Source organism: Streptomyces sp. NPDC018947, assembly GCF_044390505.1.
Lineage (GTDB): Bacteria > Actinomycetota > Actinomycetes > Streptomycetales > Streptomycetaceae > Streptomyces.
Genome location: NZ_JBIRZD010000017.1, coordinates 93,418 through 107,356, shown reverse-complemented (window position 1 = coordinate 107,356; position 13,939 = coordinate 93,418). Strand labels below are relative to the sequence as shown.

Sequence of the window (13,939 nt, the reverse complement as noted above, 5' to 3'; positions counted from 1 at the left end):
CGACATGTGCCCCCAGGCACGCACCGACGACCGCCGCGCAGCCACCCGCACCGCCCGGCTGCGCAGCCGCATCCCCGAACCCGACGAGGAACCCGACCTCCTCGGCCAGTACCTGGCCCAGATCGGCGCCACCCCGCTGCTGACCGCCGAGGAGGAGGTACGGCTGGCCCAGCGCATCGAGGCCGGCGTCCGGGCCGGGGAGGAACTGGAGGCGGCCGACACCGGCGAGCCCGGCCCGGAACCCGAGCGGCGCCGCGCCCTGGAGGCCGCGGTCCACGACGGACTGGCGGCCAAGGACCACATGGTGCGGGCCAACCTCAGGCTCGTCGTCTCCATGGCCAAGCGGCACGCCCACCGGGGACTGCCCCTGCTGGACGTCATCCAGGAGGGCAACCTCGGACTGATCCGGGCCGTCGAGAAGTTCGACCACACCAAGGGCTTCAAGTTCTCCACCTACGCCACCTGGTGGATCCGCCAGGCCATCGAACGGGGCCTCGCCACCCACGCGCGCACGGTGCGGCTGCCGGTGCACGTCGTGGAGCAGCTCCAGAAGCTCGCCAAGGTCGAGCGCAAGCTGCGCGCCGCCCTCGACCGCGAGCCGACCGTCGAGGAGGTGGCCGCCGAGAGCGGCGTCGACTCCGAGAAGGTCGTCTGGCTGCGCCGCGTCGGACGGGACGCCGTCAGCCTCGACACGCCGGTCGACGAGACCGGGGAGACGGTCGTCGGCGACCTGATCCCCGACACCGAGGTGCTGCGCGCCCCGGAGGTCGCCGAGTTCCGGGCCCTCGCGGAGGAACTGCGGGAGGCCGTCGGCACCCTGGCCCCGCGCGAGGCCCTGATCCTCAGCCTGCGCTACGGACTGCACGACGGCCGGCCCCGCACCCTTCAGCAGGTCGCCCAGCACGTGGGCCTCACCCGCGAACGCGTCCGCCAGCTCGAGAAGGAGTCCCTCGCCGACCTCCGCGCCCCCGAGAAGCGGGAGCGCCTGCTCGACTGGGCGGGCTGACCCGGCCGTCCGCCCCGCTCAGCCGGCGTCCTCGGGCATCCGCAGCCGGGCCCCCTGCCGCAGCAGCTCGTGCTGCACCATCCGGTACGGCAGCCCGCGCGGCCCCCGGCCGTGCCGCACGGTCAGCGCGGCGCACACACCGGCCGCGTGCCCGGTCGCCATGGCGATGGGCATCACCCGGTACGACGAGTGCGCGACGTGCGTACCGGAGATGCAGCGCCCGGCCACCAGCAGCCGCTCGGTGCCGCGAGGGATCAGGGAGCGCAGCGGGATGTCGTAGAAGCTGCCGCGCGGCACCCGCTTCAGGACGGTTCCGGTACCGCGCGGGTTGTGGATGTCGACCGGGTAGGCGCCGTGCGCCACCACGTCCCGGAAGGTCCGCGCGGCCAGGATGTCGTGACCGGTGAGCTGGTAGTCGCCGAGGACACGCCGGCTCTCCCGCACCCCGACCTGGGTGCCGCTCTGCATCACGTACGACTCCTCGAAGCCGGGCACGCGGGTGCGCAGGAAGCGGTCGATCTGGGAGAGCTGGCGCCGCGCGGTGTACTCGGCGCGGGTCAGGTCCCACACGCTGGTGCCGAGCACCCGGTTCACGCGGGTGCTGTTGACGGCGACCTCCCGGGGGTGCGGGGTGGCGAAGAACAGGATGTCCTCGCGCGGCAGCCTCAGCTCACCGGCCGCCCTGGCCTCCTCGATCAGGTCCCACAGGCCGTGCACGCCGCGCCACTGGTCGGGGTGCGCGCGCACGTACTCCGCGAAGTCGGGCCGCGCGAAGTCGGCGACGCGGAACATCAGCGTCATCGGCTGCACGAGCCCGTCCTCGGGACGCCCGATCTCGTACGCCGCCCCACAGGCGGTCGCCACGTCCCCGTCGCCGGTCGCGTCCACGACCACCCCGGCGTCGATCACCACCGGCCCGGACTTCGTCTCGAACACCACCCGCCAGCCGGAGCCGTCCTCCAGCGGCAGCGCGCCGGACGCGAAGGAGTGGAACAGCATCCGCACCCCCGACTCGTCCATCATCTCCAGCAGCGCCAGCTTGAACAGCTCCGGGTCGAAGGGGACCGTGTACCCGGTTTTCGGGGACGGCGGCAGGCAGCCCCCGCGGCCCATGAGCCGGTCGAGCAACTGCCACAGCACGCCCGCGACCACCGGCTCGCCCTCGCCGTGGTCGGTCGGCAGCAGCCGCGAGGTGTCCCCGGCCTCGGTGAACGCGGCCTGCTTGTGCTCGTTGTGGAACGACATCAGCGGCATCACCAGGGCCACGGTCGCGTTGCCGCCGAGGAACCCGTACCGCTCGACCAGCACCACGTCGGCCCCGGCGTCCGCCGCGCCCACGGCCGCCGCGAACCCGGCCGGGCCGCCGCCGACCACCAGGACGTCGCAGCGGCCCCCGTGCCGGGCGGGGCGCGGGGGCAGGGTGACCGTGCGCTGCTCGCGGGGCTCTTCCAGGATCGGCATCGCACTCCTCGGGCGGTCGGGCCTGCGGGCGGCGGGGGCCGCGGGCGTCAGGCGTGCAGCGGGCGCGGCTCCGCGACGGCCGGCCGGTGGTAGTGAGCCGTCTGCTCCGCCCGCCCGCCGTCGACCTCGTCGAGCAGCGAGCCGCAGCGCACACAGGTCTCCCGCGCCGCCGCCGACAGCTCCCGTATCCGAGCCGCCAGGTCGTCACGGCGCCGCGGATACTCGTCCCACAGCCGGTCCACCTCCGCCAGCAGCAGACCCGCCTGCTCCCGGGCCACGCCCACCAGGGCCGGGGCGCCGAGCCGGCGCGCGAAGTCGAAGACCTTGCCGGAGTACGGCAGCGGCAGCACCGGCACCCCGGAGAGCGCCGCGAAGATCACGAAGTGCAGCCGCATGCCGACGGCCAGGTCCAGATGGCGCATGAAGCCCAGGACCTGCCCGGGGCTGTAGTCGCCGTGCAGGATCCGCCCCTTGTCCGGCGCGGTCATGTGGGACAGCACGGCGTGCGCGTGCCGTACGTCGTGCCGCTCCATCGGCAGGAACACCACGTGCGCGTCCAGCCGCCGCACGAGGAAGTCCGCCACGTCGGCGAGCAGCGCGTGGTAGTCGCCCTCGTCGAGCTTCTCGGCGGCCCGGCCCGGCTCCCGCACGGACATCCCCACCAGCCGGACACCGGTGCGGATGCCCTCGTCGCGCATCATCGCCTCGGTGAAGGGCTCCGGCTCCAGCAGCAGTGCCGGGTCGGCCGTGACGGTGACCTCGCGTTCCAGGCCGACCTCCTCCAGGACGAGCCGGGACTCCTCGTCCCGCACGACCACGTCGTCCATGTCGGCCAGGACGGTGCGCACGGCCTCCCGGTCCTCGGCGTCGGTCAGCGGCCCCGCCCCCACGGCGTAGGCGAAGGTGGGCACGCCCCGGGTCTGCGCCGCGCGCACGACCCGCAGGTAGCGGCGCGCCTCCCCGTTGTAGAGGATGCCGCCGCCGCCGAGCACCAGCAGGTCCAGGCCCGGCAGCACGTCCAGGACGTGGTTGCGGCTGACGCCCTCCCACGGCACCACCTCGTCGGCGTCCGGGTGATGGGCGCGGGTGTGTTCGGCGTCCCGGCTGAGCACGACGAGGTGCGCGTCGGGCCGCTGCGCGCGCAGACAGCTCAGCACACACGTCAGGATCGCCTCGTCGCCGGTGTTGAACCCTCCGTAGGAGCCGAGCACGCCGATGCGTGGGCCCGGCCGGGCGGAGCGCGGGGAGTAGGGGGCAGTTGTCATCCGGGGGCTCCTGTTGCGTCGGAGTCGGCCGGCCAGCCGGGCCCGGCACGCGGACGGCCCTCGTCCGCAGGATGCCGGGTTGCCTGCGCCGCCCTGCGGAAACACCCCGTTGCTCCCGTACCGCCCCCGGTTCCCCCTGTGCCGGTGCGAGCGGCGGGCCGGGTCCGTCAGATCACGGCGTCCGCGCGCAGCGCCGCGATGTCGGCCCGGGAGCGGCCCAGCTCCGTGAGGATCGCGTCGGTGTGCTCGCCGACCGCCGGTACGGGGTCCATGCGCGCCGACAGCCCGGCGAGGTCGGCGGGCGGCAGCAGGGCCCGTACCGTGGCGCCGCCGGGCACGGTCACCGGGCGCCAGCGGTCACGGGCCTCCAGCACCGGGTGGTCCAGGAACGCGGCGACGTCGTTGACCCCGGCGCAGGCGATGCCGAGGTCCTGCAGCTCCTTGAGGACCTCGCCGCTGTCCGAGCGGGCGATGCGGGCGGCGACCACGGCGTCCAGTTCCTCCCGGTGGGCGACGCGGTCGGAGCCGGTGGCAAACCGGGGGTCGTCCGTCAGCTCGGGCCGTCCGAGGAAGCCTGCGCACAGGGCGGCCCACTCGCGCTCGTTCTGGACGGAGAACAGCACCTCCTTGCCGTCCGCGGCCCGGAAGGCGCCGTAGGGCGCGATGGTGGCGTGCCGGGTGCCCAGGCGCGGGGGCTGGCTGCCGCCGTACTCGGTGTAGTAGGCGGGCTGGCCCATCCACTCCGCCAGGGCCTCGAACAGGGAGACCTCCACCGGATGCGCCCGGCCGGTGGTGGCGCGGGTGTAGAGGGCGGTGAGGATCCCGCTGTAGGCGTACATCCCGGCGGCGATGTCGGCCACGGAGATGCCGACGCGGGCGCTCTCCTCGGGGGTCCCGGTGAGCGACACCAGCCCCGTCTGGCACTGGACCAGCAGGTCGTAGGCCTTGCGGTCGGCCCACGGTCCGCTGGTGCCGTAGCCGGACACCGTGCAGGGGATGAGCCGGGGGTGGCGCTCGGCGAGGGTCGCGGCGTCCAGGCCCAGGCGTCCGACGGCACCCGGTGCGAGGTTCTGCACGAACACGTCGGCGCCGTCGAGGAGCCGGTGCAGGATCTCCAGGCCCCTCGGGTCCTTCAGGTCGAGGGTGAGGGACTCCTTCGAGCGGTTCAGCCACACGAAGTAACTGGAGTTGCCGTGCACGGTGGTGTCGTAGCGGCGGGCGAAGTCGCCCTCGCCCGGCCTCTCCACCTTGATCACCCGGGCGCCGAGATCGGCGAGCTGCCGGGTGGCGTAGGGCGCCGCCGCGGCCTGTTCGAGGCTGACCACCGTGACCCCGGCGAGGGGAAGCCGCTGCACGCTGATGTCTCCTGCCGCCGAGCCGGACACCCGCGGGCGGTGCGCCCTTTGGGCCTTGTCCGCTGATTTCTACGGCGCCCGGACGGCGGATGTCAACGGTGCCGGGCTCCGCCACGGCCGCCCCCACCTGCGCCTTCCCCGTCGGCCCGGCCCGTCAGGGGCCCGCGGGGCGCGGTTGGGCGGGCGAGGGGGTGCCGCGGGAGACGACGCGCGTCCCGCGGTCGTCGACGACCCGGGCCTGCAGCGAACCGCAGGCGCACCGGGTCCACACCGTGCCGCCCGCCGCGGTGGCGTGCGTGGACACCACCTGGAAGGGCTCGGCACCGTCGGGCCACCCGCAGTGCGGGCAGACGGCCCCGGTCGTGCTGGGCATGGCGGCTCCTTCGGGATTCGGTGACGCGTCGGACGAGGACGGGTGGAGTGACGCGCCGCAAGGACAGTGGTACGCCGGTGGGGGAGTGGTACGTCAAACGGGCGGTGCCCGCCGGAGGGGGCCGGCGCGCCGGGAGGTGACGGAGTGCCGGCCGGGAGCGGCCGACACGGACAGAGTGCGGCCTCGCCTCCGTTCACGTCCAGGTTGACTTCCCGGACCCGATTGTGAAGCGTGGGCTTCATGATTGACCTGCGCAGGCTGCACGTCCTGCGGGCGGTCGCCCACTACGGCACGGTCACCGCGGCGGCCCACGCCCTGCACTTCACCCCGTCCGCCGCCTCCCAGCAGATCCGGCAGCTCGCCCGCGACCTGGGCGTCGAGCTGCTGGAGCCGCAGGGCCGCGGGGTGCGGCTCACCCCGGCCGCCGAGATCCTGCTCTCCCACGCCGACGCCATCCGGGCCCGCTGGGAGGAGGCGGAGCTGGAGCTGCGCGCCGGGGAGGGGGTGCCCGCGGGGCCGCTGCGGGTGACGGGGTTCCCGGCGGCCGTCTCGGTGCTGCTCGCGCCGCTGGCCGTGCGGCTGGCGGAGCGGCATCCGCGGCTGTCCGTCCGGATCCGGGAGGCCGGGGTGCGCGAGAGCTTCGACCTGCTCTTCGAGGGGGAGAGCGATCTGGCCGTGGTGGAGGCGACGCCGGACAACCCGCCGGCGGCGGACGCGCGGTTCGACCAGCGGCCGCTGCTGGACGACCCCTTCGACCTGGTCGTGCCCGAGGGCCATCCCCTGGCCGGCCGGGACGTCGCCGGCCTGGGGGAGGCGGCCCACGAGCCGTGGATCGCGCCGGTGCCCGAGAGCCCCTGCCGCCCGCACGTGACGGCGGCCTGCGGCGCCGCCGGGTTCACCCCCGACGTGGTCCACCACGCCCTGGACTGGAACGTCACCGCCCACCTCGTCGCCCACGGGCTCGGCGTCGCGCTGATCCCGCGGCTCGCCGGGCCGGCGCCGGACCTGCCGATCGTCCGGGTGCCGTGCGCGGAGCGGCCCCACCGCACGCTGCTCACCTGCACGCGCAGCGGCGGCCACCGTCGCCCGGCTCTCGCGGCGGCCCTGGAGGAACTGCGCGCACTGGCGTCGGAGGCGGTGGGCTGAGGGGCCCGGCGGTCCGTGCGGGGGAGTGCGGGGCCGGCCCGGACACACGTCAGGACCGGAACCCGGTGAGTTCCGGTCCTGTGCGTCACCTCGCGGCGGGTCAGGCGGCGGCGACCTCACCGGCGTGGCCGTGCAGGCGGGCGACGACCTCGGTGAGCTGCTCGGCGACCTCGGTGTCGTCCGCCGGGTGGGTCTCGGCGAAGCGCGTGAGGGAGCCCGGGATGGACAGCTTGACGTCCTCGAGCACCTTGCCGCCGGCGATGCCCACGGCCTTGCGGGTGTCGTCCTGCGCCCACACGCCGCCGTACTGGCCGAAGGCGGTGCCGACCACGGCGGCGGGCTTGCCGCTGAGGGCGCCGGCGCCGAAGGGGCGGGACAGCCAGTCGATGGCGTTCTTCAGCACCGCCGGGATCGTGCCGTTGTACTCGGGGGAGAAGAAGAGGAACGCGTCGGCGGCCTGCGCGGCCTCGCGCAGCTTCACGGCGGCGGCGGGGACGCTGCCCTCGACGTCGATGTCCTCGTTGTAGAACGGCACGTCGGCGAGGCCCTCGTAAAGCTGCACCTCGGCACCCTCCGGTGCGAACTTGGCGGCCGCCTCGGCGAGCTGGCGGTTGTGCGAACCGGCGCGAAGGCTGCCGACGAGCGCAAGGATGCGGACAGACATGAGTACTCCCACTGCTGATACAGGGCTGCTGAAACGGCCGATGCCGGGACACCGCCGACGATCCGGACCGAGGTCCGTTTAATTTCTAACATCCTAAGCGGACCGCGGTCCAGTTTTGTTCCCGATGCTTTACGCTGTTTTCATGTCCGCCGCCCCGCCGCCCCTTCCCCCGGCCCAGGAGACCGACGGCTCACCCGAGTTGCTCCAGCTCGGCACGGGAGCCGACCTCGACGGGCCCTGCCTGCGCGCCGACGCCGCGCGCAACCGGGCCCGACTGCTGGAGGCCGCGGCGCGGCTGGTCGCCGAGCACGGCGCGGCCGGCCTCACCATGGAGGCGGTGGCCGCGGCGGCCTCGGTGGGCAAGGGCACGGTCTTCCGGCGCTTCGGCGACCGCACCGGTCTGCTGATGGCGCTGCTCGACCACTCGGAGAAGCAGTTCCAGGCCGCCCTCCTCGCCGGGCCGCCGCCCCTCGGCCCCGGCGCCCCGCCGGTGGAGCGGCTGCGGGCCTTCGGCCAAGCGATGCTGCGCCGCAGCGTCGACGAATTGGCCCTGCAACTGGCCGCCGAGCCGAGCGCGGAACGCCGCCACACCTCCGCCCCGCGCCGCTTCCTGCGCGGCCACGTGGCCCTGCTGCTGCGCCAGGCGGCCCCGGACGCGGACAGCGAGCTGCTCTCCCACACGCTGATGGCCTACCTCGACGCGGCCCTCATCCACCACCTCACCGAACAGTGCGGGGTGCCCGTGGCGCGGCTGGAGGCGGGCTGGCTGGACCTGGTGGCCCGGGTGACGCGCACGGAGCAGGTCAACTGACCGCGCGGCGGCGGGATTTGGTCCCATCCGGACGACCGTCCCCCGCCCGCGCAGGGCACCCGGGCCTCTGCCAAGATGCCGTACGTCATGGTGCAGATACCGAAAACGCCCGCCCCCGCGTCCCTGGCACCGCACTCCGTCCCCACGAGTGCCGATGTGGCCCGCCTGGCCGGCGTCTCGCGCGCGACCGTCTCCTACGTCCTCAACAACACCGGCGCCGTCCGGATCAGCGAACCCACCCGCCGCCGCGTCCAGGAGGCCGCCCGCGAACTCGGCTACGTCCCCCACGCGGCGGCCCGTTCGCTGCGCGCCGGACACAGCCGCACGGTACTGATGCCCGCCCCGGCCTTCCCCGTCGGCCGGCTCTACAGCCGGTTCATCACCGACCTCCAGTCCTCGCTCGGGCGGCTCGACTACACCGTCGTGCAGTACGGCACCGCGGCCGCGCACGACGACGAGGCCGCCCGCGCCTGGGCCGAACTGCGGCCCGTGGCCGTCCTCGTGCCCGGCTCCGGTCTCGGCCCGCGCGGGGTGGAACTGCTCAAACGCTCCGGCGCCCGGGCCGTGGTCACGCTCTCGCCCGAGCCCGTCGAAGGCGCGCACGCCCTGCTCATGGACCACGAGGCGGTCGGCCACTGCGCGGGACGCCACCTGTACGACCGCGGGCGCCGCCGGATCGGCGTCGTCGTCCCGGCGGAAGCCGGCCTGGAGGTCTTCTCGACGCCCCGCCTGCGGGGCCTGCGCCGTGCCCTCGACGGCACCGGCGCCACCGTCACCGAACTGCCGCTCGCCTACGAGGAGCGGGACGCCGCCCGGCTCGCCGCCCGCTGGCCCGCCCTCGGCCTCGACGCGGTGTTCGCGTACAACGACGAGTACGCGATGCTGCTGATGCGGGCCCTGCAGGACGCGGGCGTGGACATCCCCGGGGCCACGGCCGTGGTCGGCGCCGACGACCTCATGATCGGCCGGCTGCTGCGGCCACGGCTCAGCACCGTCCACCTCGAACTGCCCTCCGGCCGCGAACTGGCGGCCCTGGTCGACCGCGCGGTGCACGACCCCGGCGCCGCACCGGAACTGCACACGGTGCTCGGCGCGAGGGTGGTGCACCGCGAGTCGAGCTGACGGGCAGCCGGACCCTACTGGCCGTCCTGCCCGGGCTGCCCGTCCTGGCCCGCCTGGGCCTGCTGCGCGGCGACGGCCTTGCGGACCTCGTCCATGTCCAGATTGCGCGCCTGGCCGATGACGTCCGTCAGCGCGGCCTCCGGCAGCGCGCCCGGCTGCGCGAACACGGCCACCTGGTCACGGACGATCATCAGCGTCGGAATCGACTGGATGCCGAACGCCTGCGCCAGTTCCGGCTGCGCCTCGGTGTCCACCTTGCCGAACACCAGGTCGGGGTTCTCCTCCGCGGCCTTCTCGTAGACCGGGGCGAACTGACGGCACGGCCCGCACCAGGACGCCCAGAAGTCGATCAGGACGAACTCGTTGTCCGTGACCATCTGGTCGAAGTTCTCCTTGGTGAGCTCCACGGTGCTGCTCATGACGTGTTCCCTCTTCCTGGTGTCGGCGTCAAGCCGTCCGCACAACACGGCCGAGCGGGCGGCTATTCCGCGCACGTACCCATGTGGCCACGCCGCACACCACCCACCACACTGGCCCCATGACGGAAACGGAATCCAACGCGTACGACGTCGTGGTGATCGGCGCGGGCCCCGTCGGCGAGAACGTCGCCGACCGCACCCGGGCGGCGGGACTGTCCACCGCGATCGTGGAGAGCGAACTGGTCGGCGGCGAATGCTCGTACTGGGCGTGCATGCCCAGCAAGGCCCTGCTGCGTCCGGTCATCGCCCGCGCGGACGCCCGCCGTACGCCGGGCCTGAGCCGGGCGGCCGAGGGCCCCCTCGACGCCGCCGCGGTCCTCGCCCACCGCGACGACTACACCTCCCACTGGAAGGACGACGGCCAGGTCCGGTGGGTCGAGGGCATCGGCGCCGACCTGTACCGCGGCCGGGGGCGCCTCACCGGCCCGCGCACGGTGGAGGTGACCGCCCCCGACGGCACCCGCCACGTCCTGACCGCCCGGAACGCCGTCGCCGTCTGCACCGGGTCCCGGGCCGCGCTGCCGGACCTGCCGGGACTCGCCGACGTACGCCCCTGGACCAGCCGTGAGGCGACGAGCGCCCAGAGCGTGCCGGGCCGGCTGATCGTGGTCGGCGGCGGAGTCGTCGCCGTCGAGATGGCGACCGCCTGGCAGGCCCTCGGCGCCCGGGTGACGATGCTCGTCCGCGGCAAGGGGCTCCTCGCCCGCATGGAACCGTTCGCCGGCGAACTCGTCGCCGAGGCGCTCACCGAGGCCGGCGCCGACGTCCGCACCGGCACCTCCGTGGAGTCCGTCGCCCGCGAGAACGGCACCGTCGTCGCCGTCACCGGCACCGGCGACCGCGTCGAGGCCGACGAGATCCTCTTCGCCACCGGCCGCGCCCCGCGCACCGACGACATCGGCCTGGAGACCGTCGGCCTGGAGCCGGGGTCCTGGCTCCCGGTCGACGACAGCCTGCGCGTCGACGGACACGACTGGCTGTACGCCGTCGGCGACGTCAACCACCGCGCCCTGCTCACCCACCAGGGCAAGTACCAGGCCCGCGTCGCGGGCGCCGCCATCGCCGCGCGCGCCTCCGGCGAGCCCGCCCTGGATTCCGGTCCGTGGGGCGCGCACGCCGCGACCGCCGACCACGCCGCCGTGCCCCAGGTGGTCTTCACCGACCCGGAGGCGGCCGCCGTCGGTCTCTCGCTGGCCGAGGCGGAAGAGGCCGGCCACCGCGTCCGCGCCGTCGACGTCGACCTGTCGACCGTGGCCGGCGCGGGTCTGTACCGCGACGGCTACAAGGGCCGCGCCCGCATGGTCGTCGACCTGGAGGACGAGACCGTCCGCGGCGTCACCTTCGTCGGCCCCGGCGTCGGCGAACTCATCCACTCCGCGACGATCGCCGTCGCGGGCCGGGTCCCGGTCGCCCGGCTCTGGCACGCGGTGCCGTCCTACCCGACGATCAGCGAGGTGTGGCTGCGGTTGCTGGAGGCCTACCGGGACAACTGAGGCCGCTGGTACGGAGCCGGCGACGGGCCCGGGGAGCAGGCGGCGGTGGCGGGGTTCTGGGGCGCGTGCGTCCCGCCGTCCGGCGCCTGGAGCGGGGCACGGCGCGCGGGGCCGCGGGTGTCGCGGGACAGGGGGCGGGTGCGTCCCGCCGTGCCCGCGGTGAGCGGGGCAGGGCGCGCGGGCCCGGCGGGCGTCGCGGGACCGGTGGTGCGTGCGGCCGGTCGTCGTCCGCGGCGTCAGGGGAGACCGGTCGGCCGGGGCGGTCGGGTGATCACGGCGGGTTCGCCGGGCGCGGCAGGCGAGGGGCCGGGGCGGCCGGGACCGGGGCGGCCGAGACCCGGGGCGTGCCGGACGAGCGGCCGGCCCATGGCGACGCGGCCGGCCCCGCTGACGCGGTCGGCCCGCTTGAGCCGGCGGGCAGCTCAGGGCAGGTCGAATCCCAGGGCCGCCGCCGCCCGGTCCGGAGTCGGCTGGGCCCACAGCTCGGCCATCGCCCGCGCGCCCGCGAAGGAGCGCAGCTCGGCCCGGTCCAGATACAGGGTGCCGTCGAGGTGGTCCGTCTCGTGCTGCACGATCCGGGCCGGCCAGCCCGAGAACACCTCGTCCACCGCGCGCCCGTGCTCGTCCCGGGCGGTCAGCCGCACCTCGGCGTGCCGCGCCACCACCGCCTGCCAGCCCGGCACACTCAGACAGCCCTCGTAGAACGCGGCCCGGCGGTCACCGACCGCCTCGTAGCGCGGATTCACCAGCACCCGGAACGGCTGCGGCACCCGCCCGCGCGCCGAGCGCACCTCGTCCGGGACGGGTGCCGGATCCTCGATCACCGCGATCCTCAGCCCCACCCCGACCTGCGGCGCGGCCAGGCCGACCCCCGGCGCCGCGCGCATGGTGACGCGCAGTGCCTCCACGAACCGGGCGAGCAGCGCGGGCTCCAACTGCCCGTCGAACGGCTCGGCGACGCGCCGCAGCACCGGGTCCCCGGCGGCGACGATCGGCAACGGGCCGCCCGTGCCGAGCAGTTCCTCGACCCGCTCGGCAAGAGGCGTGCGCCCACTCGGAGTTCCCATCGGGCCAGGATGCCACGGCGACCCGGTGAACGACGGTGCCCGGCTCCCCTCGGAGGAGCCGGGCACGTCACTCACCTCGCGGCACCGGTGCGGAGGGCCGCCGGGCACTCTCCGCTCAGATGTCCTCCGGGAAATCGCCGGCGAGCGCGGAGGCGATCCGCAGGTGCGTGTCCGCCTCCTCCTGACGCCCCTGCCGTTCGAGGGTGCGGCCCAGCATCAGCCGGGCGTAGTGCTCGACCGGATCGCGCTCGACGATCACCCGCAGCTCGGCCTCCGCACGCCGGAGCTGGGCCGAGTGGTAGTAGGAACGCGCCAGCAGCAGCCGCGGCCCGGTCTGCTCGGGCACCTCCTCGACCAGCCCGTCCAGGACGCGCGCGGCGGCGGCGTAGTCCTTGGCGTCGAAGAACATCCGCGCGCGCTCCCAGCGCTCCGCATGCGTTCCGTGGTCGTAGTACGTCGTGTCCACTGGTGACCTCCTTCGGACGCTGCAACCAGGGAGCTTCGTTGAAAATTCCACCAGTCGCCGGCGCGGCTCCGTGCCCCGCCACCGGCGGTACTCCGCATGTCTGTGCGCGAGGGTGACGGGGCGGCGAGGGACTGACGCCGTCGGCGGTGCGGGGCTAGGTTTGCGGCATGAGCAATCTCGACCGCGAGGCGGTCCCCTCCGTGTGCGGCGGCCGCGGCTTCGTGGTGGCGGAGCCCGTACGAGAACTCCTCAGCCCGCGCCGGGTCAAGCTCGGTGAGTCCACCGAGGTCCGCAGACTCCTGCCCAACCTGGGCCGGCGCATGGTCGGGGCGTGGTGCTTCGTCGACCACTACGGTCCCGACGACATCGCGGACGAGCCCGGCATGCAGGTTCCGCCGCATCCGCACATGGGCCTGCAGACGGTGAGCTGGCTCCACGAGGGCGAGGTGCTGCACCGGGACTCCACCGGCAGCCTCCAGACCATCCGCCCGCGTCAACTGGGCCTGATGACGTCCGGCCGGGCGATCAGCCACTCCGAGGAGAGCCCGCGCTCGCACGCCCGCTACCTGCACGGCGCGCAGCTCTGGGTCGCCCTCCCCGACACCCACCGCCACACCGACCCGCGCTTCGAGTTCCACGCCGAGCTGCCCCGGGTCACGGCCCCCGGCCTGACGGCCACCGTGCTCCTCGGCGCACTCGACGGCACGGCCTCGCCCGGCACGACGTACACCCCCCTCGTCGGCGCCGACCTCTCCCTCACCCGCGGGGCGGACGTACGCCTCCCGCTGGAGCCCGACTTCGAGTACGCCGTCCTGGCCATGTCCGGGGAGGCCCACGTCGACGGCGTCCCCCTGCTGCCGGGCTCGATGCTCTACCTCGGCTGCGGCCGCCACGACCTCCCGCTGCGCGCCGACACGGACGCGGGCCTGATGCTCCTCGGCGGCGAGCCCTTCGAGGAGGAGCTGATCATGTTCTGGAACTGGATCGGACGCTCCCAGGAGGAGATCGCCCAGGCCCGCCGCGACTGGATGGAAGGAACACGGTTCGGCGAGGTCAAGGGGTACGACGGGGACCCGCTGCCCGCGCCGGTGCTGCCGGCGGCGCCGTTGAAGCCGCGGGGAAGGATGCGCTGACCTGCGGGAACGTCTGAAGCATGCCTGAAATGACCCACTCGGACGCACTTCGGCACGGGACCGTCTGTCACGGCATGCGCCTTCGCACCCCCCGATCA

Annotated in this window: 14 protein-coding genes; 6 read left to right on the top strand and 8 right to left on the bottom strand. The window is 74.5% G+C overall.

Going from position 1 to position 13,939, the window contains the following annotated elements:
- Positions 1–4 precede the first annotated feature (4 nt).
- Positions 5–1,006 carry an RNA polymerase sigma factor RpoD/SigA gene (locus ACH499_RS28515; RefSeq protein ID WP_399019304.1) on the top strand — a complete coding sequence of 334 codons (1,002 nt, stop codon included), beginning with the start codon at positions 5–7 and terminating at the stop codon, positions 1,004–1,006.
- A gap of 18 nt (positions 1,007–1,024) precedes the next feature.
- Here ACH499_RS28515 and ACH499_RS28510 read toward each other — a convergent pair whose 3' ends face one another.
- The 4 genes from ACH499_RS28510 to ACH499_RS28495 form a co-directional block, all read right to left on the bottom strand.
- Entirely contained in the window at positions 1,025–2,467 is a 1,443-nt protein-coding gene (locus ACH499_RS28510; protein ID WP_399019302.1) for an FAD-dependent oxidoreductase, read from the bottom strand.
- A 47-nt stretch (positions 2,468–2,514) separates the two neighbouring features.
- Complete coding sequence (locus tag ACH499_RS28505; RefSeq protein ID WP_399019300.1) at positions 2,515–3,732, bottom strand: polysaccharide pyruvyl transferase family protein; 1,218 nt, start codon at positions 3,730–3,732, stop codon at positions 2,515–2,517.
- Between the two features lie 167 nt (positions 3,733–3,899).
- Positions 3,900–5,093, bottom strand: coding sequence for a CaiB/BaiF CoA-transferase family protein (locus ACH499_RS28500; RefSeq protein WP_356205847.1), 1,194 nt, complete (start codon positions 5,091–5,093; stop codon positions 3,900–3,902).
- Positions 5,094–5,241: 148 nt separating this feature from the next.
- Positions 5,242–5,460: a hypothetical protein gene (locus tag ACH499_RS28495; protein WP_356205814.1), complete on the bottom strand. Its 219-nt coding sequence runs from the start codon at positions 5,458–5,460 to the stop codon at positions 5,242–5,244.
- A gap of 240 nt (positions 5,461–5,700) precedes the next feature.
- On the opposite strand from ACH499_RS28495, the gene ACH499_RS28490 reads away from it, so the two are divergent.
- The gene (locus ACH499_RS28490) at positions 5,701–6,606 is read left to right on the top strand and encodes a LysR family transcriptional regulator (RefSeq protein ID WP_399019298.1); all 906 of its coding nucleotides are present in this window, start codon (positions 5,701–5,703) and stop codon (positions 6,604–6,606) included.
- Between the two features lie 100 nt (positions 6,607–6,706).
- Here ACH499_RS28490 and ACH499_RS28485 read toward each other — a convergent pair whose 3' ends face one another.
- Positions 6,707–7,270, bottom strand: coding sequence for an NAD(P)H-dependent oxidoreductase (locus ACH499_RS28485; protein WP_356205812.1), 564 nt, complete (start codon positions 7,268–7,270; stop codon positions 6,707–6,709).
- Between the two features lie 142 nt (positions 7,271–7,412).
- Here ACH499_RS28485 and ACH499_RS28480 point away from each other — a divergent pair, with 142 nt between their 5' ends.
- Both ACH499_RS28480 and ACH499_RS28475 read left to right on the top strand, forming a co-directional pair.
- Positions 7,413–8,081: a helix-turn-helix domain-containing protein gene (locus ACH499_RS28480; protein WP_356205811.1), complete on the top strand. Its 669-nt coding sequence runs from the start codon at positions 7,413–7,415 to the stop codon at positions 8,079–8,081.
- Between the two features lie 87 nt (positions 8,082–8,168).
- The gene (locus ACH499_RS28475) at positions 8,169–9,203 is read left to right on the top strand and encodes a LacI family DNA-binding transcriptional regulator (protein ID WP_399019295.1); all 1,035 of its coding nucleotides are present in this window, start codon (positions 8,169–8,171) and stop codon (positions 9,201–9,203) included.
- Between the two features lie 14 nt (positions 9,204–9,217).
- On the opposite strand, the gene trxA is transcribed toward ACH499_RS28475, so the two are convergent.
- Positions 9,218–9,622: a thioredoxin gene (gene trxA, locus ACH499_RS28470; RefSeq protein WP_356205809.1), complete on the bottom strand. Its 405-nt coding sequence runs from the start codon at positions 9,620–9,622 to the stop codon at positions 9,218–9,220.
- A 119-nt stretch (positions 9,623–9,741) separates the two neighbouring features.
- Here trxA and ACH499_RS28465 point away from each other — a divergent pair, with 119 nt between their 5' ends.
- Entirely contained in the window at positions 9,742–11,175 is a 1,434-nt protein-coding gene (locus tag ACH499_RS28465; protein ID WP_399019293.1) for a dihydrolipoyl dehydrogenase family protein, read from the top strand.
- Between the two features lie 422 nt (positions 11,176–11,597).
- On the opposite strand, the gene ACH499_RS28460 is transcribed toward ACH499_RS28465, so the two are convergent.
- Positions 11,598–12,242 carry a peptide deformylase gene (locus ACH499_RS28460; protein WP_399019290.1) on the bottom strand — a complete coding sequence of 215 codons (645 nt, stop codon included), beginning with the start codon at positions 12,240–12,242 and terminating at the stop codon, positions 11,598–11,600.
- A gap of 115 nt (positions 12,243–12,357) precedes the next feature.
- Positions 12,358–12,708, bottom strand: coding sequence for a tetratricopeptide repeat protein (locus ACH499_RS28455; protein ID WP_399019288.1), 351 nt, complete (start codon positions 12,706–12,708; stop codon positions 12,358–12,360).
- A gap of 167 nt (positions 12,709–12,875) precedes the next feature.
- Here ACH499_RS28455 and ACH499_RS28450 point away from each other — a divergent pair, with 167 nt between their 5' ends.
- Positions 12,876–13,841 (top strand): pirin family protein, encoded by a 966-nt coding sequence (locus tag ACH499_RS28450; protein ID WP_399019286.1) that lies wholly within the window; start codon positions 12,876–12,878, stop codon positions 13,839–13,841.
- Positions 13,842–13,939: the final 98 nt, after the last annotated feature.